This window comes from Candidatus Leptofilum sp. (assembly GCF_965223525.1).
In the GTDB taxonomy this organism is placed as follows: Bacteria; Chloroflexota; Anaerolineae; order Promineifilales; family Promineifilaceae; genus Leptofilum.
This window is the reverse complement of the sequence record NZ_OZ245005.1, coordinates 1,921,759-1,941,874: the sequence shown is the minus strand read 5'-3', so window position 1 is coordinate 1,941,874 and position 20,116 is coordinate 1,921,759. Positions and strand designations below refer to the sequence as shown.

Below are 20,116 nucleotides of genomic sequence, written 5' to 3'. Positions count from 1 at the left end.
ATGCTCTCTCCTCGTTATCAGTTAATTCGCGCTAGCCGCCAGTTGGTAAGGCTGGGGTTGCGGTTGGCGGCGTGGTGAAGATCGGGTCTAGCACCGGATTTGTGGGGGTGCGTCCCCGATCATACTCCGTGAGCGTAAGGCCACCGGTCACAAGCTGTTCTTGAATGAAAGCTCCCAGGTTTTCTTGCTGCAATGTTTGATATTCCGTGGCAGACAACGGCCGTTCTTCCTTACCCGTCAGTTGAATCAGATAATAGAGCGTCGTCTGAGCGTCCACCGTGCGAGAAATAACGCTGCTGGGTTCCCTAATTGGCAGCGTAAAGGCAGCTTCAGCCACCTCTGCCCCCAGGCGGTTGGCCGTTGCGGTTTGGGTGAGCCAAACAACTTCGTCGGTCGAGGCGGTAGACCCAGATTCTGGATCAGGAACAATGCTGCGAATTTCATTCCACACGGGCAAATATCCTTGCTCTGCAATGAGGGCTTCAGCCTCATTAGCTTCTTCTTCAGTGCCAAACTGCAGCACAAAGAAACTTGCCTGTTCCGCTTCATCAGACAACTCATTCTCTTCCGCCAACGCCTCAACCAACCGTTCCCGATAAAGCTGTGTACGCACAATCTCCCGGTAAAGCTCCTCAGACACGCCTTTTTCCGCAAACTGGGTCATAAAGTCGCTAAATTCTTGCTGGAATGCCTCAGCAGAAACGGGCGTGGCGGTGGGGGCTGGTGTGTTTGTTGGGGGTGGGGAGGCAGTGGGAGTAGGCATTGCTGTCGGCACAACATCTGTGATAACGGCCGTTGGCAGCGGCGTAATAGAAGGTGTCGGTTCTACCGTCGCGGTTGCCGTTGGCAGCGGCGTCGGCAAGCCACCATCATAAAAGCTAAACGTCGCCTCAATGTTGTTCTGCACCTCTTCATCCGTTACCGTGATGCCCCGTGCCTCAGCCGCTTGGCGAATGACGACCTCATCAATCATCTGGTTTAAGACTGCCTGACCTAGCTGCTCCGTTTGCAATAACTCATTAATCGTTTGGCCGGCAAACTGCTGCACAAAGCCTACATTATCCTGGAAAGCCGCTAGCTGATTTTCCAGCAAAATAATGCGCTGGGCGCGCTCAAAACGCACCCGGTCTTGCCAATCACCTAACGAAATTTCTTCTTCATTCACAATAGCAACGGCGCGATTGGGAGCAATGAGCAATTCATTGACAACAGCAGCCAAAAAGATCAACAGCAGCAAACCACCCACAATACCAACGCCAATACGAATCCGGCGCGTTTGTTGTGCCTGCTTACGTGCCAACAGCACCTCTTTGCGCGTTTGGCGTTGCTCAGATGTCGTTTGAGTTTCTTGTTTCTTGGCCATAATTTATTGGTTGATTATTCGTCTACAAATGGCAGCAAGGCAATGTGCCGAGCGCGCTTGACAGCTACAGCCAAAGCCCGTTGGTGTTTGGCGCAAGTACCCGTTTGCCGACGTGGACGGATGCGGCCGTACTCATTCACATACCGACTCAACATCTCATGCTGCTTGTAATCAATAACTTTCACACCATCTACACAAAAGTTGCAGGCCCGTCTTCTTCTTGGACCACGATTTCTTGAACGCATTTTTATCCTCTTAAATAATGCAAACGCCCATTGCAAAAGGTCTAATTAGCTAACTGTTATTTTCTGCCATCGCAATGAGCTCATGGGCAATCACTTCTGTCCGAAAATGCTTCTGCCCGTTGCTATCATCCCAGCTACGGGTTTGCAAACGCCCTTCCACATAAACTTGCTTGCCGTGTCCCAAACGCTTGCTGCTAATCTCGGCTAAATTGCCCCAGGCAACCACATTAAACCATTCTGTCTCTTCATGCTTGGCCCCATCAGATGAAGTCCAAGTACGGGAAGTGGCGACGCTGAACGAAGCAACTGGTCGGCCATTGGGCGTCTCGCGTACTTCTGGTTCACCATCAACCCAACCAATAATCATAACTTTGTTCAGCCCCTTGTTCATGACACACTCCCAACAATGGGGGATTTACCCGTTGTTCGTTTGTAAAATGATGTCACTGACTGGTTGGTAATATCTGCTGCACAACATGAAACCAACCCAACCAATCAATAACGCATCTGTAAAATGTACTGCCTATGATTCTTTACGCACGATCAAATAGCGCAAAACTTCCTCAGCATATTGCATATTTCGTTCGATGTCTGGCAACCTATCAGGCTCCAGCTTGGCATCAAACAAAATGTAGTAACCTTCTGATTGTTTGCGGATGTCATAAGCCAAACGGCGCTGACCCCAAACATTGGGAACCGGCTTTTCTTCGTCGGCTTCACCGTGGGTTAACCAACCAGAAACACGCTCTACAACTGCAGAACGCGCCTCATCATCTAAATTAGCTTGAAAAATAACGGTAACTTCGTACTCTCGCACGTTGCTAACCTCCTTTCCTTGGAATTACTCTGGCGAGCTTTGCCCTTAAATCTTGTTTAAGAGCGGAAAGCAGCAGATATATAAATTTTTGCTGTGCAACGGTGGAGAATGATAACAAACCCGCCAAGTTTTGCAAATTTTTTAAAGCGGAAAACGTCAAAACGCTGCAAAAAATTCGCCTTGACCCACAAAAAAAGGCATGGTAGACTGTTTTCCGCAGCAAAAACTGCAAAAAATTCTTAAAGGAGGTACCCACAAGATGGCAAAAGTGAAAAGCAACATCTTCGGAAACGTAAATTTACGTTGTGTGGGTACACCTGTTAACTGCTAAGAATCCAAACGAACTCTTCTGGATGAAATTGCGGCCACGGGTGTACAAGCCCGTGGCTTTTTTGTTGCCCATTTGCGGCAACGCGAGCCACCATCACACAACCCTGATTGGTGGCTTTTTGTTTCTCTAACCCCAAACGTCAACCCAACAAAAGCCACACCCTTTGTCTAAGCAAACACGGGATGTTTGCCGGAGCATTCTAAAACCGGCGCGAAATAAACCTAATGGACAAGTTTGAGGCTTTTGAAAAATACGAAGCATACCAGTTTTACGACAACAGCCGGAAAGCACGGCGCAATCGTCCTGGCCCTAAAAAGAAGAAAAACCGCCGAACTCAGCAAAAGGTACGCCAAATCCAAAAAGAGCTACGCACGATGGATGACGGCATTGAAAACTGGGTGCCCAGCTATGCCAAAGCGTTAGACCCTAGACACCATGAACGCCAATGGGTCATTGAGTCAGTGGGGCACTTTTACCGCGAGCAAATCATCAGCGACGTGACCAGGCTAGTGAAGGGTGGTAAGGAGGCCAATGTGTACGCCTGTGTAGCTGACTCAGCCACAGGGCTAGAGTTGATTGCAGCCAAGCTGTACCGTCCGCGAGAGCTACGCCATTTGAAAAATGATGCGGTTTACAAAGCGGGACGCCAACTGCGCGATGCTGAAGGCAAGCAAATAAAAGGGCGGCGCGTGAAGCTGGCGCTAAACAAAAAGACGAGCTATGGCAAATCGGTAGATATTCAGTGGTGGATTGGCAATGAGTATCGCACCCAAACCCAGCTGTACCTTGCCGGGGCAAACGTACCAAAACCAATAGGGCATCAGGGCAATACGATTTTGATGGAATACATTGGGGATGAATATGGCCCGGCACCAACCTTGAGCGAGGTGCGCTTGCCAGCAGAAGAAGCTGAACCGCTGTTCAGGCGCATTATGGAAAACGTTTGGCTGATGCTGGATAACCATTTAATTCATGGTGATTTGTCTGCGTACAACATTTTGTACTGGGAAGGGGCAATTTACCTGATTGATTTTCCGCAGATGGTGGAGGCGCGGCATAACCCGCACGCTTATGAACTTTTGGAGCGGGACATCACGCGGGTGTGCGATTACTTTGCTGGCTATGGTGTCAAACGAGACCCGCGCCAGCTAACACGCGACCTGTGGGAACCGTACATGGGGCCAGGTGATTAAGAAAATGGAAACAAAATCGGAAATGAATCATTGGCAGATGTTGTGGCGGTATTTACGGCCGTATCACCGACGCTTGGCTGGCGTAGGTACACTATTGGCAGCCAGCATTGGCCTACAGTTATATGGCCCACAAATTTTGCGCGACTTTTTAGATGCGGCAGAAGCTGGCGCAACCACTCGGCTGCTTGTCACGCTGGGGATTGTTTTTTTCATCATTACCCTGGTGCAAAAGATCGTGACGCTGTGGACCACTTATCTGAGCGAAGATTTGGGCTGGGCGGCCACCAACAGCCTGCGGGCGGATCTAACGGAACATACCATGCGGCTGGATATGGGCTTTCATAAGCTGCAAACCCCTGGCGAACTGATCGAGCGCATTGACGGCGACGTGAGCAATCTGGCTGAATATTTTTCACGACTGGTGGTGCAGTTAGTGGGCAATGGCCTGCTGGTTGTGGGCATTTTGCTGCTGCTGTTTCGTGAAGATTGGCGGGTGGGGCTTGTAGGGCTGGCTTATGGCCTGCTGACACTGGGGCTGCTGCAAATAATCCGCAAACCGACGGTGAACGTGTGGCAAGACGTGAGCAAAGCGTATGCCAAAATGCACGGCTATGTGGAAGAACGCATTGGCGGCACAGAAGATATTCGTGCCAATGGTGGCGAGCCTTATGTGATGAACAAGCTGTATCCGCTGCTGGCCGGGGTGGCTAAAGGCCGCGTCCGGGCGGATTTGATTGGGGGGTACACGTTTAGCAGCAGCTATATGCTATACGTTTTGGCAATCGTGGCGACGCTGGCTTTGGCCGGCACACTTTTTTTGCAAGGGCAAATCAGCATTGGGACTTTGTTTTTACTGGTGGCTTACGTGCGGCTGATGGAGTCGCCAATTAAATATATTCGGCGGCAAATTAGCGCCATGCAGCGGGCGATTGCCAGCGTGGGGCGCATTAATGAGTTTTTGCGGTTGGAAGCGGATGTGCAGGAGTCTGTTTCTGCCACATTGCCTGAAAGGGCAACGGCCGTTTCCTTCCAAAATGTCTCATTCGTCTATAAGGATCAGTTATCGGTAAGCAGTAAGCAGTATTTGGTAAACGGTAATCCGAATACCGATGACCGACCACCGATAACGGATAACGGATCACCAAACGTGCTGCACAACATCAGCTTCACGCTGGAACCAGGCAAAGTCCTCGGCCTGCTGGGGCGAACGGGCAGCGGTAAGACGACGCTGACGCGGCTGCTTTTTAGATTGTACGATGTGGACGAAGGTGCGATTACGCTGGACAGCACCGATTTACGGCAGGTTAGCCTGGCCGACGTGCGCCAACATATTGGCATGGTGACGCAGGAAGTGCAGCTTTTTGAGGCAACCGTGCGCGACAACCTAACCCTGTTTCGCCGCTACGATCCGGCCAAGAAACCAATTCCCGATGCGGACATTATCGCGGCCTTGCAAACATTGGGGCTAGGTGACTGGTTGGACAGCCTGCCGGATGGCTTGGACAGTATTCTAAAATCTGGTGGGCAGGGTCTTTCTGCCGGGGAGGCACAGCTTTTGGCTTTTACGCGGGTCTTTTTGCGGAATCCGCAGGTTGTTATTTTGGATGAAGCGTCATCTCGGCTGGACCCGGCCACTGAGCATCTCTTGGAACGCGCCATAGATACTTTGCTACACGGCCGTACCGCCATCATCATTGCCCACCGCCTGCATACCGTGCAGCGGGCTGACGATATTTTGATTTTGGAAAACGGCCGTATTCAGGAACACGGCTCACGTTTGCAACTGCTGAATAATCCCACTTCCCGCTTCTCGCAACTCTTACGGACAGGCATTGAGGAAGCGTTAGTGTAAGGATATTGCGTATTGCCTTTAGATACGCAATACGCAACACGCAATATTACGATAACTAATTTGGAATGATTATGAATGAAAAACTTGCAATTAAAACAGGCACTTGGTCACTGATTCGCTATAGGCCATGGCATTTTGCTTTGAGCGTTACCCTTGCTATTTATGCGTTGGGGATGCGGTTGGTACCGGGCTGGCTAGAAAAAAGCTTCTTTGATCAATTAAACGCCTCATCGGCAAACACAGCAACCCTCTCCAACGCTTTGTGGACGCTGCTGTTGCTCATAATTGGCGTGGAATTGAGCAGAATGGTAATGGATATTCTGGGCAACTGGGGCGCTGCCAAAGTGCGTATGGCTGGCGGGTCGTTGATGCGGCGCAACGTGATGCACACCATCTTGCAAAAGCCAGGCGCACAGCCGCTGCCCGTACCTACTGGGGACGTGATTAATCGGCTGGATGATGATTTGGCCGACTTTGCTGATTTCCCGACCTGGATTCCCCAAATTGTGGGGAAAACGGTATTTGCCATCTTTGCCTTGATCATTATGTTTCGCATTGCACCGAGGATTACCGCCGTTGCCATTCTGCCCCTCATTGGCGTCTTCTTTTTAACGCGCTGGGCGTGGGGTCGCTTTTTAAGCTATGTGCGGGTTAGCAGGGTAAGCGACAGCCGCGTCACCAGCTTTTTGGGCGAGACGTTCGGCGCGATCCAGGCCATCAAGGTAGCCGATGCGGAAACGGGAGCGATTGGCTACTTGCGCCAACTTAGCGAGGAGCGGCGCGTGGCGAATGTGCGTTTTGGTCTGTTCTGGGGAATTTATCAATCTGTTTCTGACAACATGGGCGACGTGGCTGTGGCTTTGATGGTGGTTATGGCAGGCGTTTCTATGCGCGGCGGCACGTTTAGCGTTGGTGATTTTGTTTTGTTTAGCACCTATCTTTTCTTCGCTTCGCGCTTCCCGGCTGATGTGGGTGGTTATATTTCTGAGATTGCCCAACAGCGCGTGGTGCTAGATCGTCTGCAAGAGATGACGCCCTACAGTCCACCGGAAAGCCTGGTGGCACACGCACCCATTTATGAAGACAACGTGCCACCAGCCATCGTGAAGTCGGCTAAATCGGCCGCAGATCGGCTGGAATTGTTGGAAGTTGAGGGACTTCGGTATTCGGTGAATGGTAATCCGTTGTCCGTAAACGGTAATCGGTTATCGGTGAACGGTGAACTGCTTACCGATAACCGACCACTGATTACCGACCACTGGTCTCTACGCGACATCAGCTTCACCCTGCCGCGTGGCAGCTTCACGGTGATTACGGGCAAGATTGGCTCGGGCAAGACGACGTTGCTGCGGGTGCTGCTGGGGCTGCTGCCTGCGGCTGAAGGTAAGATTCGTTGGAACGGCCGTCCTATCCCAAATCCCGCCACATTCTTCACCCCACCCCGTGCGGCCTACACGCCCCAGGTGCCGCGCTTGTTCAGCGAACCGCTGCGGGACAATATTCTGCTGGGCTTGCCGGAGGATGGGCTGGATTGGGCGGTGAAAACGGCCGTTCTCCAACCAGACATTTCGCAGTTAGAAGCGGGGCTAGACACGGTCGTCGGGCCGCGCGGCGTGCGGCTCTCTGGCGGGCAGGTGCAGCGCACTGCCACCGCCCGAATGCTGGTGCGCGAGGCGGAATTGCTGGTTTTTGACGATCTCTCTAGCGCATTGGACGTAGAAACGGAGGCACAGTTGTGGGAGGGGATTTTGGGAAGAGACTGGAGATTAGAGATTAGAGATTATGACGATCAACCTCCAGTCTCTAGTGTTCAATCTCCAACTTGTTTGGTGGTCAGCCACCGCCGCGCTGTGCTGCAACGGGCTGACCAGATTATTGTGTTGGCAAACGGCCGTATTGCGGCCATCGGCAAATTAGACAAATTACTTGCTACTTCTTCCGCAATGCAGGAATTGTGGCAGCATGAAATGGAGAACCAGAAAAATGAACGCATCAAAGTTAGCTGAAAACAGCATTGAGGTAACCGACCCACCTGCCGTGCCGGGGCTGCATTTTCGCCGATTCCAGGGTGAATCTGACTTCCCCCACATGGTAGCTATCTTTAACAACTGCCGGGAAGCAGACAAAACCGACTGGCTTAGTTCGGTGGGGGACGTTCGTGCAGATTACGAACATTTGACGAATTGCGATCCGTACACGGACATGATTTTTGCTGAGGTCAACGGCGAACCTGTGGGCTACGGCCGTTGCTGGTGGCACGATCTCAAAGAAGAAGGGCGCGTCTACTATCTGTTTGTGCGCCTGCAGCCTGAGTGGCGCAACAAAGGCATTCGCCGCACCATGATGCGCCATCTGGAGCAGCGGCTGCGGCAAATTGCCAAAGAACACCCGGCGAACCAAGAGAAGTTCCTGTCTGGCTGGGCAGACCAGGGAGAGACCCATTGGCACAACCTGCTGGAACGTGAAGGATACAAAATTGTGCGGTACGGCTTTGATATGGTACGGCCGTCGCTCGACAACTTTTCCTACCATCCCATCCCCGACGGCATAGAGGTTCGCCGCGGCACATTGGCAGAGTTCCGCAAGATTTGGGAAGCGGCAAACGAAGCATTCCGCGACCATTGGGGAATGCCAGAGTGGCCGGAAGAATCGTTTGAGGCGTGGCCCAAATACCCCACCTTCAACCCGGATTTATGGCAAATCGCCTGGGACGAAGATGAAGTCGTTGGTGGCGTACTCAACTTTATTGACGCGGAAGAAAATGAAGCATTTGGGCGCAAGCGGGGCTACACAGAGACAATTTTTGTGCGGCGACCCTGGCGCAGACGCGGCGTGGCCAAAGCCCTCATTACCCGCAGCTTCCAGGTATTGAAGGAAGCGGGCATGGAGGAAGCAGCCCTGGGCGTGGATGGTGAAAGCCCCACCGGAGCGCAGCATCTGTACCGGCAACTGGGCTTTCAAGAGACGAATCGAGGGGTGACATTCCGCAAACCGTTGTAATTTTTGTGGCTAGTTGTTGGTTGTTAGTGGTTCGTTTGGTCACAAGCCACTAACCACTAGCAACCAGCCTTAAGGAGGCAAATTTGGCAGTAAACAGCAAAAGCAAACGCAAGGTAAAAGTGAAGGGACGGCCGTTTATCTGGTATGTAGAAAGCAAACAGAGGCAGATTCCTGAAGAAGGCGGCTTTGTAAACCACACGCCAGAACGATATTTACACATCATTGCCACCAACAAAAAGTTCATCGTACATTATCGCATTCCCAAAGAAGGCGATACATTCACAACGCTGCGGGTGGAGGGAGAACAATTTCCCCGCCAGCCTGGGGCCAAAGAGGTGCAGATACCGCGCTGGAAACACGACAGCAAGCCCTACCCCACCAATGATTTCGTGCGTCGCCTCATTGGCTGGTGCATGAGTACGGAGTAAATCATGTCAGAAGCAGCAGTAATCACTATCAAACTTCGGCTAGAACCAATCCCAACCATCGCGGTCGGACAGCTACAGTTTGGCACACAGCGAGGCAAAACTGTGGTATCCGTGCAAGATATCCACCCTGACATGGTAGGGGTGACAGTGGAGTTAGAGGCAACGGCCGTGCCCAAGCCTGACCACACCTTTGATTGGAAAGGCCCCTTTGTCCACGGCCGTCCCGGTGAGCGGTTTCTTTACCTCAACTGGGGCCGAGAGCAAGCAGGTAACTGGCACAATGTGCGCCGGGCAAAAATACCCCTAAAGCTGATACCAACGGATCTAGTGGAAACGGCCGTTACCCAAAACAAAATTCTGTATGGGACACTCACCGGTCTCGCCCACGATGGTGGGCCGATAGCTGCCTCTGTAAAAACCGTTCAGTGGCAAACGCAGCCAAAAAATTAATTTATGAGCAAAAAGAAAAAAGAGATACGAAAACAGCAGCGTAAAGCGTGGCATGCAGAAAAAGGGCGACGCAAAAAAATTCGCCACAACACGGCTGCTAATCAAGAAAAACACCGCATTGATTGGCAACCATTGGTGCCAGACGCAGAAGGCCAGATTGCTGACCAGCGCATCATGCCCCTGGACGAGCGGGATCGGCGCGAGGCGGTAGAGGCTCAATCGGCAACAGCATTGCAAGCCAACCTGGATGACGCCCACTGGCAAGCGATGGCGGACGAGACGCCATTTTTGCTGGGCAAGGTGGTAGAAGTGAGCCGAGGCCTTTGCCGGGCGGAAGTAAATGGCGACACCATTGTCTGCGACGTGCGCGGCATTTTGACAGCCGAAGGCACGGGCTACAGCAACATTTTTGCCGTGGGTGACCGGGTGCTGCTACGGCCGCTTAGCGAAGAACGTGGCCTGGTGGAAGGGGTTCTGCCTCGTCGCAGCGGTTTGGCCCGCGCCGACAGCTTTGACACGCACCTCAAGCAAATCCTTGCCGCCAATGTGGATCAGCTGCTGGTGGTAGCCGCCTGGCTAGAGCCAAAGCTATGGCTGCAGCTTATTGACGAATATTTGATTGGGGCCCAGCGAAATGGATTGGAAACGGCCGTTTGCCTGAACAAAATTGACCTGGCAAAAAAAGTGGAATATGTGGAGGCGATTGCCGCCCCATACCGCTCTCTTGGCATCCCTGTTTTCCTGGCCAGCGCAGCAGAAGGCGTGGGCATTGAGCCAATCCGAGGCTTTTTAGGCAACAAAACCACTGTGCTGGCTGGGCTTTCTGGCGTGGGCAAATCCACCTTGCTCAATGCAGTTCAGCCTGGCTTGCAGCTACGCACGAGCGAGGTAAGCAATCTGAAAAGCCGTGAAGGACGGCACACAACCACACAGGCCATCATGCTACCTTTGGAAATGGGCGGTAGCGTGATAGACACGCCCGGCATTAAAGATATGGGCTTGCTAGGGCTGCATCCTGAGGATTTAATTGGCTTTTACCCTGATTTGGCCGATGTGGTTGGCTATTGTCGCTTCAATGATTGCACCCACTCCCATGAACCTGGCTGTGCAGTGAAAGATGCGGTGGCAGACGGCCGTATCGCCCAATGGCGCTACGATAATTATGTCAACCTATATGATCTACTCGCGGCAGAAAGCTAACAAATGATCCGACAATTAGAACCAGAGAATTTTCACAAAGCAGCAACGGTATTGGCCGGGCTGGCAGCGTGGAATGTGTATGTAACGGCCGTTCTCCAACAAACCAGCCCCGGTCGCATTTACGTAGATAGCGTGGCGCAGCCAAGTTCCGTCTTTGCCATTTCTATTGATTGCGCTTACCTGGCGGGCAATCCGCACAATGATGCCTTTAACGCTGGCGTGACGCAGGTGCTGGAAACCACGCTGCTTGCTGGCAACCGCGTGAACCCGGCCGATCCCGAACTGTGCATCTGTGTGGATACGCCAGCGTGGGAACCTGCCCTGGCAGACATTTTGAGCCATTGGCGTTGGCCACCCATTTGGGGTGCCAACAACCATTACATTTTTGCAAAACCGCGCCTCAACTGGCGCGACAAGCTGCCCGCTGGATATACCATCGCCCAACTGGATGCTAAATTGCTTGAAGCGCAGGGAAGCCAACTGCCGCAAACCATCGCCGACTCTATTCGCATCGGCTGGCAGAGCCAACAAACCTTTTTGCAAAATGGCTTCGGCTTTGTGGCACTGCACAAGGGGGAACTTGTTTGTTGGTGCCTGGCGGATGTGACGGTAGGCAAAAAATGCGAGATTGGCATCGAAACAGCTCCTACCCATCGGCGACTGGGGCTGGCAACGGCCGTAACCGCCGCCACCATTGAATATTGCCAACAGGCAGGGTTCACCCACATCGGCTGGCATTGTGGGCAGGACAATCCAGGTTCGATGGGGACGGCCGTTAACGTGGGCTTTGTGCTAGAACGGCCGTACAACTTCTACACTTTCCATTACGACGAGCCAGGCCATTATGCCGAATTGGGGCGATTTTACTTTCAGGCAGCCATGTATGAAGAAGCTGCCGACATGCTGGAAATTGCCATCGAGACAGATGAATCCCCACCCGCCTACGTTTACTTTTTGGCAGCGCGAGCCATGGCGCAGCTTAATGAACCCGTGGCGCTAGATTATTTACAAACGGCCGTTGCCACGGGCTTCAAAGATTGGAAGCTGCTGTGCACGCTGCCCGAATTTGCACCTTATCGAAATAATCCAGATTTTCCGAGGCAAGTTTCATGATTGATCCCAAATTGCAAGACAAGGTTGTTTTAATTACTGGTGCCAATCACGGCATTGGCGCGGCCACGGCCAAAGCATTTGCGGCGCAAGGAGCTAAGGTTTTCATCACCTATTTTCGTGCCGAGACTGGCTTCTCGGCTACAGAAATGGCAGCAGCACAGGAAACCGGTGCGGGCGGACCAGCTTTGTACGCAGCTCAACAACAGCAATCTGGTGAGCAGGTGGTTGCTAAGATTGAAGCGATGGGCGGAACGGCCGTTGCCCATGAAGCCAATCTCGCTGACGCAAACTACATTCCCAAACTGTTTACGTTGTGTGAGGAAAAATTAGGCTCGGTGGATGTGCTGGTGTGCAACCACACCCACTGCGTTTTGGAAACTTTTGATCCAGCCGCTGTAAACACCGAAGGTTTTTCAGTGGGCTTCATCAGCGCCACCGAAGCAGATCGGCACTTTGCCATCAATGCCCGCGCCTACGCTTTGCTCATGGCTGAATATACGCAACGCCATCTGGCGCGGCAGGCTGACTGGGGGCGCATCGTTCTCATTAGCACCGACGCCGCCCATGCCCACGAGGCCAATGTGCATTACGCCGCCAGCAAACACGCTATTGAGTCTTACGGCCGTTCTGCCGCCGCAGAGTTAGGCAAATATGGCATCACGGTCAACATTGTTGCCCCAGGGCCAATTCAAACAGGCTACATCGAACCCGAAGCCGAAGCTAAAATCGCTGCCAACACGCCCCTACGCAGCATTGGGCAACCAGAACATCTGGCAGATGTCGTTGTCTTCATGGCTTCAGAACAGGCACGCTGGGTTACTGGGCAACTCATCTATGTGGGCGGTGGCTGGCGCATGGGGCAGTAGGAGCAAATATCATGGAAGAGAAAATTCGTAATCGCCTAAACGAGCAAATTGTGGCCGAAGCACGACGTCGGTATGGCATCACGCCCGATAATTTTGAAGAGCTAGGTGGCTTTGAAAGTTTCATCTATGGCTATGAAAAGGACGGGGCACCCTATGTTTTGCGCCTCGGCCACAGCCTGCGCCGAAGTCCGGGGCTAATTCAGGGCGAGGTGGATTGGATCAATCATCTGGCGCGTGGCGGCGCAGGGGTAGCCAAAGCCGTCAACTCGGAAGCGGGCAATCTGGTTGAGCAAATCTCAGACGGCCGTGGCGAACAGTTCTTGGCTACGGCCTTTGTGCGGGCAGCAGGCGGGTCGGTTTGGCAGATGGGCGGCTGGACGGAACCATTTATGCTGGAATACGGCCGCCTCATCGGCAAAATACACGCGCTCACCAAAAAGTACCAGCTGCCCAATCCTGATTGGAAACGGCCGCAGTGGGATGATCCCATCATGACTGACATCACCAGCGCCCTACCCCAGCTAGACTCAGGCGTAATGAAATTGGTGGATAACAATCTGGCCTATTTGCGAAGCCTGCCCACCCCGCCAGATGCGTTTGGCCTCATGCACCAGGACGCCCACACGGGCAATCTGTTTGTAGATGAAGCCGGAAACATCACCCTGTTCGATTTCGACGACTGCGTATACGGCCATTTTGTGTACGACATTGCCATGGTGATCTTTTACGCCATCACCAACCATCCCACGCCGGAGGATTTTTGCGCCCAGCTTTGGCCGCTGTTTTGGCAAGGGTATTGTGAAGAAAACCAGCTTGCTCCAATCTGGCTCAAAGAAATCCACCCTTTCATGAAGCTGCGCGAGATGGATTTGTACGGCGTCATCCTGCGAGATATACCGGATTACAGTGGCGACAACTGGGTCGGGGAATTTATGAATGGCAGGCGAGAACGCATATTGGCTGAACGGCCAACCATCAACTTCGACTTTACAAAAATTGGGCTTGTTCACAAATAGAGGTAACTATTTTGTTTTCTATTCGACCTTTTCAATCTACAGATGCCGAATACGAGGCAATCGCTCTGGTAGAAAAAGCCGTCTACCCTGAAAATGCCGACACGGTAGAAGACTTTAAGCATAGCGATGCCATCCGCAAGCCAGAGCAATTTTTTCAGCGATGGGTGGTGGAGCAAGACGGCCGTACCATCGCTTTTGGTAGTGCCAAATATCACACCTATGCTACCACAGCCGGGCGGTATCGTTTCAGCATTACCGTGCATCCAGATTTTGAAGGGCGCGGCGTGGGAACGGCCGTTTACGACCATATCTGGCAAACGCTCCAAACCTGCACCCCAGCCCCCACTGTATTAGAATCTGGCTGCTACCAGCATCACCCTCAGGCGGTGCGCTTTTTGCAAAAGCGGGGCTTCCGCCAAACGATGCGCTGGGTTATCACCAAGCTCGATTTGCCTGACGCCGATACAGCTAAACTTGCACCACTCATCCAAAAATTAGAAGCAGCAGACATCACCTTTCATGCCCTGCCCGATTTGCAAAAAAGCGACCCCAACTGGTTGGCAGAACTGCATGAACTGGATTGGCAACTGGTGCAAGATGAGCCGCTGCCCTACACACCCAAGAAAATATCGCTAGCAGAATATAAAAAGCTCTACCTGGATAGCCCCAATGCCATGCCCACCTCCTGGTTTGTGGCGCGGCACAACGGCCGTTACATTGGCAACTCCATGCTAGAACAAGGCAGCCAACCCGGTGTGGTCAGCACAGGCTTCACGGGCGTACTGCGCGACTATCGGCGACGCGGTCTAGCTACCGCCCTCAAAGCCCAAACCATCGAATATGCCAAAAACGCAGGCTTCCAGCGCATCCGCACCGGCAATGAAGAAAATAACCCTATGCTCACGCTAAACAAAAAGCTAGGGTTTGAAGAGTTGACGGCGAGCTTGGCGTTTGAGAAGCTGCTGGAGAAGTAATTGGGTAATTACTCAATTACCTCCACAGGAGAAAACCATGCGATCCATACCTATTTTAGAAAGTGCGCGATTGCGAATACGGCCGTTCCAAAACAGCGACCTGCCAAAACTCTTCCTCATCAAACAGGCCATCGGCTGGGTGAATCCCAAAAAAACAGTTGAGCAGCAGCGCGCTGCCGAAGCCGACTATTTAGCCTGGAGCGTCATGAACGAGCGGGAGTTGGCTTCGCTTGGCCAGCCCCCTTACGGCGACCGCGCCATCATACTCAAAGAAAATGCTCAGCTCATTGGCTCCGTAGGATTGGTACCGTGCGTAGATGTGTACGGCCAACTGCCTAGCCTGGGCGGGCAGCAAAACTGCCTGGCTACTGCCGAGGTCGGCCTGCTTTGGCTCATTCACCCAGCACACCAGGGCAAAGGGTACGCTACCGAAGCGACGCAAACACTCATCAACTACGCCTTTGGCACGATGCAGCTCAATCGCCTCATCGCCACTACAGAGCATGACAACCTGGCCTCGCAGGCCGTCATGCTCAAGCTGGGAATGACGGTTGAGCGCAATCCCTTCCCCGATCCACCTTGGCTGCAAGTTGTTGGCATTTTGGAAAATACGGCCGTCTAATCAACAACTCTGCTACAATCTAGCCCCATGACACCCAACTCGCTTACTGACTGTGATTTGCATGTGCATTTGGCAGGCTCCTTTTACGCCGACGATTTGCTGGCCATCGGTGCGCCCATCTTCCGTGAGGTAGATTGGAACGCACGTGGCTTCCTGGATGGGTACAACGCTGCTCTGAACACAACCCTCAATCCGGTGCAGCTATTTGCCGAGGCATTAGAGAATCCCAAAATCGGCTTCCCTAAATTTAAAGCCGCCTACGTTCTTAGCGCAGAAGATGGCGGCGATTTTGATAAATTCTTGTGGAAATATCGCTTCTTCACCCAGTTGTGGGGATTTGGTTGGGAGCGGGATAGGGAAACGGCCGTTGCCATGATCACCCAGGCCGTAGAACACCACAAGCGGCAGGGCGTGCGGTATGTGGAATACCGATCTGGCTTTTGGGGCGAGGGTGCCGAACTACGCCGCAAAATGCAAATCTGCACAGAGACATTGGCAGCCGAATGTGATGAGCAGTTCACGGCCCGCTACATTGTTCCCCTACCCCGTGATGACCCCTGGCCAATGTACCAAGCCGTACGTCAACTGCTGACTGAGCAGCCTCATTTGGCGCAAACGCTGGTTGGCCTTGATTTTGCAACCTATGAAGAAGGACAGCCGCCGAAGCTGTTCCGCAACATCTTCCACCAAATTCATCGTGACAATGCGGCAAACCCAGCGCAGCAACTCCCAATCGTTTACCACGTCGGCGAGACATTTTTTGATAAATCGTTGGAAAGCGCCGTGCGCTGGTGCCATGAGGCAGCCCTGCTAGGCGCAAAGCGGCTCGGACACTGCATCGCCTTGGGTCTAGACCCAGCTATGGCGGTCGGTCGTCGCCCGCAGGCGCATGAAGCGGAGTTGGTGAGCGAACGGCTTGACCAAATTGCCTACGATTTACGCTTTGCCAAAGGATTGCGGCAGACGGGGGTGACAGTGGATGAGCAGCAGTTGCGAGCCGAGCAACAGTCGTTGGTAAAAATGGTGGAGGGTGATGTGGTGGAACGGCCGTATACTCCCCAACGCCTCCAGGAAATTCGGCAGCGGCAAGATTTTGTGCTGCACCAACTTACCCAGCTTGGCACCGTCATCGAATGCTGCCCCACCTCCAACCTCCGCATTGGCGGCGTACCCGATGCCGCCCATCATCCCGTTCACAAACTGCTAGCCAGCCCTGTCAACCTTTGCCTCTGCACCGACGACCCTGGCACTTTCGACATCACCCTCGCCTCAGAGATTGAGTGGGTGGTGCAACACACCAGCTTTAACCACAACACATTTGCCCAACGTTTAGGCAATCCCCGTCGCTTTGCCCTTTAACAAAACCACGAATTTATCGCCGCGATGACCGCCCAAACGAGGGTGCTTCGCACCCCGTCTCTTCTAGCGTCGCCAGACGTGAAGCACCGAGGCGACGCCAATTTCATTTCTAACAAGCTAACGCGAATTTGCCTGATTAAGCGCTGGCGTCATAAACGAAACCGTCTGGTCAATCGTTTGAACTGCCAGACCGTAGTTGAAATCATCTACCACGCCCGAATTTACGCACGAAAGATAGGCCGGACGTGTGCGATCTAGCGCAAAAATGAAGGAGATAAAGTAGACGCCATCAATATCTACCCAATCACCGGGAACATCTTTGTAAAATACGCCAGAATACAAAATATTGTTGTAGGCAGCGACGTAAGTATCGCACGATGCTTGGTCGCCCGCTTTTGCCCCATCAATGCTGCCTCGCATCGTTTGCAATGAGTTATAGATATTGTTCATGTTGGCTTTAAGCCCTTCGGCATCAAACGGCAGCTCTGGGAAAACGCCCAAAATATCGTTGGGGTTAGAAATGTAGTAGACGGTTATCATATCTACTTGACCGTCGTCCTCTGCTTCGTCGCCACCGTCGCCACTATCTCCGCTGTCGCCGGAATCATCCGATGGCGGTGCAGTTGTTGGCGGCACAGGCGTACTGGTCGGTTCTGGCGTGTTTGTTGGTGTTTCGGTTGGCGTTGCCGTTGGTTCTAGCGTTGGGGTATCGGTCGGTGTCGGTGTGTTGGTGGGCGTCTCGGTTGGTGTTTCCGTCGGCGTGGGGGTATTGGTCGGCACAGGTGTGTCTGTGGGCACGGGTGTGTCGGTTGGTGGCACCAGCGTTTCTGTTGGTTCTTCAGCTATTTCGGCAACGGCCGTTGGCTCCGGGGTTGCTTCATTGCCACCACAAGCTGTGACAAACAGCAACACGGCCAAAGAAAGTAGCAAAATGGGGCTGCCGAGTTTTCTGTAAAATGTCCTCATCAATGTTCTCCTTGGAATATTCTTTTTGTTTTGTAATAGTGGTTCTGAGACACAAAAGTGAACAAAGTATGCACGATGACAGCCTTTTTTTGAGGTGACAAATTGCTAAAAAACCGCTGCTATAGCTCATTTTTTCGACCCAACTGCACAAGTTCTTAACCACATACCTGTTCAAAACATGGACAAATTCCCGTTTTAGGCTAGAATATTAAGGTATTACATCTACTTTTCTTTTGAGAAAGGAGCAGCAGAGTATGCGCGTAATTATTACAGGTGGCACTGGTTTAATCGGTTCTGCATTAGCTAAAAATTTGGCAGCCGATGGCCATGAAGTCATCGTGTTGAGTCGAAATCCAGAAAAATACAGCTTTCCGTCAAACATTCATGGCGAAAAATGGGATGGCAAAACGGCCGCTCAGTGGGGCCATTTAGCTGATGGAGCCGATGCTATTGTCAACCTAGCTGGGGAACCCATTGCAGGTACCGGCTTATTGCCCAGCCGCTGGACAGAAGAACGCAAGCGACGCATTCGCCAAAGCCGCATTGATGCAGGAACGGCCGTTACCCAAGCCATTCGCGCCGCCGCCAACAAACCCAAGCTAGTCATTCAATCTTCCGGCGTTGATTACTATGGCAACGTGCAGAGCAACCAGATCATCACAGAAACCTCTCCCAACGGCAGCGGCTTTCTGGCAAGCGTCACGGTTGATTGGGAAAATTCTACCGCCGAGGTCGAGGCGATGGGCGTGCGGCGGGTCATTCTTCGTTCTGGCATCGTACTCAGCATGGAAAGCGGGGCACTGCCCATCACCGTCTTGCCCTTCAAATTTTTTGTGGGCGGGCCACTGGGCAATGGCCAGCAGTGGTGGCCCTGGATTCACCTGGACGATGAAGTGCGTGCCATTCGCTTTCTGTTGGAAAGTGAGGTGGCATCTGGGCCTTATAATCTATGCGCCCCCAACCCGCTCAGCAACAAGGATTTTGCCAAAACCATTGGTCAAGTCATAAACCGTCCAGCTTTCTTCCCTGCCCCAGCTTTTGCCATTAAGTTGGCGCTGGGCGAAATTGCTGCCATTGTCCTGGACGGCCGTCGCGCCATACCACAAAAATTGCAGGAAGCTGGGTTCACCTTCACTTACCCTCAAGCCCAGGAAGCGTTGCAAGATTTGCTCAACCAGTAACCAATTGCTACCCTCTGGCAACCAAGTTGAGGTACAACTGCTTAACCTTACCCGATCCATTTGCATAGAAGGAGAAACTTACCCATGTCTACGGTTCCAACCTTACTCGGCATTCGCTCACAAATGGTGCAAACCAACCGCTTAAATGTTCACGTACTCTCTTGCGGCCCCGAAGATGGTACGGCCGTTGTTTTTGTACATGGCAACGTCTCATCTGCCACCTTTTGGGAAGAGACCATGCTAACCTTGCCAGACGGCTATCGCGCCATCGCCATTGATTTGCGCGGTTACGGCGACACCGAACCACTCCCCATCAGTGGTGCAAACGGCATGGCCGACTTCGCAGCAGACGTTCGCTCCGTGGTAGAAACGATGGGGCTGGGCAAGCACCACATCGTTGGGCATAGCATGGGCGGCGGCGTGGTCATGCTTTACGCCATCAACCACGCGGCAGATTTGCTTTCCATCACCCTAACCGATCCGGTTTCTCCCTACGGCTACGGTGGCTCTAAAGGCGCAGACGGCACCATGACCTACGACGATGGCGCACCGAGCGGTATCAATCCAGAATTTGTGCAGTTGCTGGCCAGTGGTGAACAGGGCTCGGAAAATCCGATGTCGCCGCGTAACGTGCTGCGTGGTTTTTATGTAAAGCCGCCGTTTGTGCCAGAACGTGAAGACGCGCTGGTAGATTCCATGCTCACCACCAAAGTCGGGGATGATCATTATCCGGGCAATGCCGTGCCGTCTACCAATTGGCCGGGTGCTGCCCCTGGCGACAAAGGCGTGTTGCCTGCCTTCAACCGCAAAAACTTTGATGCTAGCAGCCTGGCCGACATAGACCCTAAACCACCTATTTTGTGGATACGTGGCGCAGACGATTTGATTGTGTCCGATTATGCAATGTTTGATTTGGCTGCGCTGGGCCACATGGGGGCTGTGCCCGGCTGGCCCGGCGACGAGGAATGCCCGCCGCAGCCAATGCTGGCCCAAACCCGCGCCGTCCTGGACAAATATGCAACCAACGGCGGCAGCTACCGAGAAGAGGTCATTGAAGATGCGGGTCACTCACCCTACCTTGAAAAGCCAGAAGCATTTAACGCAGTTTTCCATGCTCATTTAGCCGGATGACTTAGCCCT

Annotated in this window: 20 protein-coding genes; 15 read left to right on the top strand and 5 right to left on the bottom strand. The window is 52.8% G+C overall.

All coding sequences use genetic code 11. The annotated features are described in order from the left end of the window. Positions 1–31: 31 nt before the first annotated feature. The 4 genes from ACOQPM_RS25395 to rpsF all read right to left on the bottom strand — a co-directional run bounded on the left by ACOQPM_RS25395 (position 32) and on the right by rpsF (position 2,425). Positions 32–1,363: a SurA N-terminal domain-containing protein gene (locus tag ACOQPM_RS25395; RefSeq protein WP_420631193.1), complete on the bottom strand. Its 1,332-nt coding sequence runs from the start codon at positions 1,361–1,363 to the stop codon at positions 32–34. Positions 1,364–1,377: 14 nt separating this feature from the next. Then, complete coding sequence (rpsR, locus tag ACOQPM_RS25390; RefSeq protein ID WP_420631192.1) at positions 1,378–1,608, bottom strand: 30S ribosomal protein S18; 231 nt, start codon at positions 1,606–1,608, stop codon at positions 1,378–1,380. A 49-nt stretch (positions 1,609–1,657) separates the two neighbouring features. Continuing rightward, positions 1,658–1,999 (bottom strand): single-stranded DNA-binding protein, encoded by a 342-nt coding sequence (locus tag ACOQPM_RS25385; RefSeq protein WP_420631191.1) that lies wholly within the window; start codon positions 1,997–1,999, stop codon positions 1,658–1,660. Positions 2,000–2,131: 132 nt separating this feature from the next. After that, on the bottom strand, positions 2,132–2,425 hold the full coding sequence (gene rpsF / locus ACOQPM_RS25380) for a 30S ribosomal protein S6 (protein WP_420631190.1): 294 nt from the start codon (positions 2,423–2,425) through the stop codon (positions 2,132–2,134). Positions 2,426–2,980: 555 nt separating this feature from the next. On the opposite strand from rpsF, the gene ACOQPM_RS25375 reads away from it, so the two are divergent. The 13 genes from ACOQPM_RS25375 (at position 2,981) to ACOQPM_RS25315 (ending at position 16,829) form a co-directional block, all read left to right on the top strand. Continuing rightward, positions 2,981–3,949, top strand: coding sequence for an RIO1 family regulatory kinase/ATPase (locus tag ACOQPM_RS25375; protein WP_420631189.1), 969 nt, complete (start codon positions 2,981–2,983; stop codon positions 3,947–3,949). A gap of 4 nt (positions 3,950–3,953) precedes the next feature. Beyond that, the gene (locus ACOQPM_RS25370) at positions 3,954–5,801 is read left to right on the top strand and encodes an ABC transporter ATP-binding protein (protein WP_420631188.1); all 1,848 of its coding nucleotides are present in this window, start codon (positions 3,954–3,956) and stop codon (positions 5,799–5,801) included. A 71-nt stretch (positions 5,802–5,872) separates the two neighbouring features. Continuing rightward, complete coding sequence (locus ACOQPM_RS25365; protein WP_420631187.1) at positions 5,873–7,807, top strand: ATP-binding cassette domain-containing protein; 1,935 nt, start codon at positions 5,873–5,875, stop codon at positions 7,805–7,807. Continuing rightward, the gene (locus tag ACOQPM_RS25360) at positions 7,785–8,801 is read left to right on the top strand and encodes a GNAT family N-acetyltransferase (RefSeq protein WP_420631186.1); all 1,017 of its coding nucleotides are present in this window, start codon (positions 7,785–7,787) and stop codon (positions 8,799–8,801) included. The genes ACOQPM_RS25365 and ACOQPM_RS25360 overlap by 23 nt, the downstream gene beginning before the upstream one ends. A gap of 83 nt (positions 8,802–8,884) precedes the next feature. Next, positions 8,885–9,229, top strand: a complete 345-nt coding sequence (locus tag ACOQPM_RS25355; protein ID WP_420631185.1) for a hypothetical protein — start codon at positions 8,885–8,887, stop codon at positions 9,227–9,229. Between the two features lie 3 nt (positions 9,230–9,232). Beyond that, the gene (locus tag ACOQPM_RS25350; protein ID WP_420631184.1) at positions 9,233–9,679 is read left to right on the top strand and encodes a DUF5990 family protein; all 447 of its coding nucleotides are present in this window, start codon (positions 9,233–9,235) and stop codon (positions 9,677–9,679) included. 3 nt (positions 9,680–9,682) lie between these two features. Continuing rightward, a complete protein-coding gene (gene rsgA / locus ACOQPM_RS25345) occupies positions 9,683–10,879 on the top strand; it encodes a ribosome small subunit-dependent GTPase A (protein ID WP_420631183.1) in 1,197 nt (398 codons plus the stop codon). A 3-nt stretch (positions 10,880–10,882) separates the two neighbouring features. Continuing rightward, the gene (locus ACOQPM_RS25340) at positions 10,883–11,992 is read left to right on the top strand and encodes a GNAT family N-acetyltransferase (RefSeq protein ID WP_420631182.1); all 1,110 of its coding nucleotides are present in this window, start codon (positions 10,883–10,885) and stop codon (positions 11,990–11,992) included. Continuing rightward, a complete protein-coding gene (locus ACOQPM_RS25335; RefSeq protein WP_420631181.1) occupies positions 11,989–12,858 on the top strand; it encodes an SDR family NAD(P)-dependent oxidoreductase in 870 nt (289 codons plus the stop codon). Before ACOQPM_RS25340 ends, ACOQPM_RS25335 begins: the two co-directional genes overlap by 4 nt. An 11-nt stretch (positions 12,859–12,869) precedes the next feature. Then, positions 12,870–13,874 carry a phosphotransferase enzyme family protein gene (locus tag ACOQPM_RS25330; RefSeq protein ID WP_420631180.1) on the top strand — a complete coding sequence of 335 codons (1,005 nt, stop codon included), beginning with the start codon at positions 12,870–12,872 and terminating at the stop codon, positions 13,872–13,874. A gap of 11 nt (positions 13,875–13,885) precedes the next feature. Continuing rightward, positions 13,886–14,848, top strand: a complete 963-nt coding sequence (locus tag ACOQPM_RS25325) for a GNAT family N-acetyltransferase (protein WP_420631179.1) — start codon at positions 13,886–13,888, stop codon at positions 14,846–14,848. A gap of 37 nt (positions 14,849–14,885) precedes the next feature. Continuing rightward, a complete protein-coding gene (locus ACOQPM_RS25320) occupies positions 14,886–15,470 on the top strand; it encodes a GNAT family N-acetyltransferase (RefSeq protein WP_420631178.1) in 585 nt (194 codons plus the stop codon). Positions 15,471–15,497: 27 nt separating this feature from the next. Next, entirely contained in the window at positions 15,498–16,829 is a 1,332-nt protein-coding gene (locus ACOQPM_RS25315) for a hypothetical protein (protein WP_420631177.1), read from the top strand. Positions 16,830–16,946: 117 nt separating this feature from the next. Here the strand turns inward: ACOQPM_RS25315 and ACOQPM_RS25310 are convergent, their stop codons facing one another. Then, positions 16,947–17,795 (bottom strand): hypothetical protein, encoded by an 849-nt coding sequence (locus tag ACOQPM_RS25310; RefSeq protein WP_420631176.1) that lies wholly within the window; start codon positions 17,793–17,795, stop codon positions 16,947–16,949. Positions 17,796–18,049: 254 nt separating this feature from the next. On the opposite strand from ACOQPM_RS25310, the gene ACOQPM_RS25305 reads away from it, so the two are divergent. Both ACOQPM_RS25305 and ACOQPM_RS25300 read left to right on the top strand, forming a co-directional pair. After that, entirely contained in the window at positions 18,050–18,976 is a 927-nt protein-coding gene (locus ACOQPM_RS25305) for a TIGR01777 family oxidoreductase (protein ID WP_420631175.1), read from the top strand. Between the two features lie 84 nt (positions 18,977–19,060). After that, the gene (locus ACOQPM_RS25300) at positions 19,061–20,107 is read left to right on the top strand and encodes an alpha/beta fold hydrolase (RefSeq protein ID WP_420631174.1); all 1,047 of its coding nucleotides are present in this window, start codon (positions 19,061–19,063) and stop codon (positions 20,105–20,107) included. The last annotated feature ends 9 nt before the right edge of the window (positions 20,108–20,116 follow it).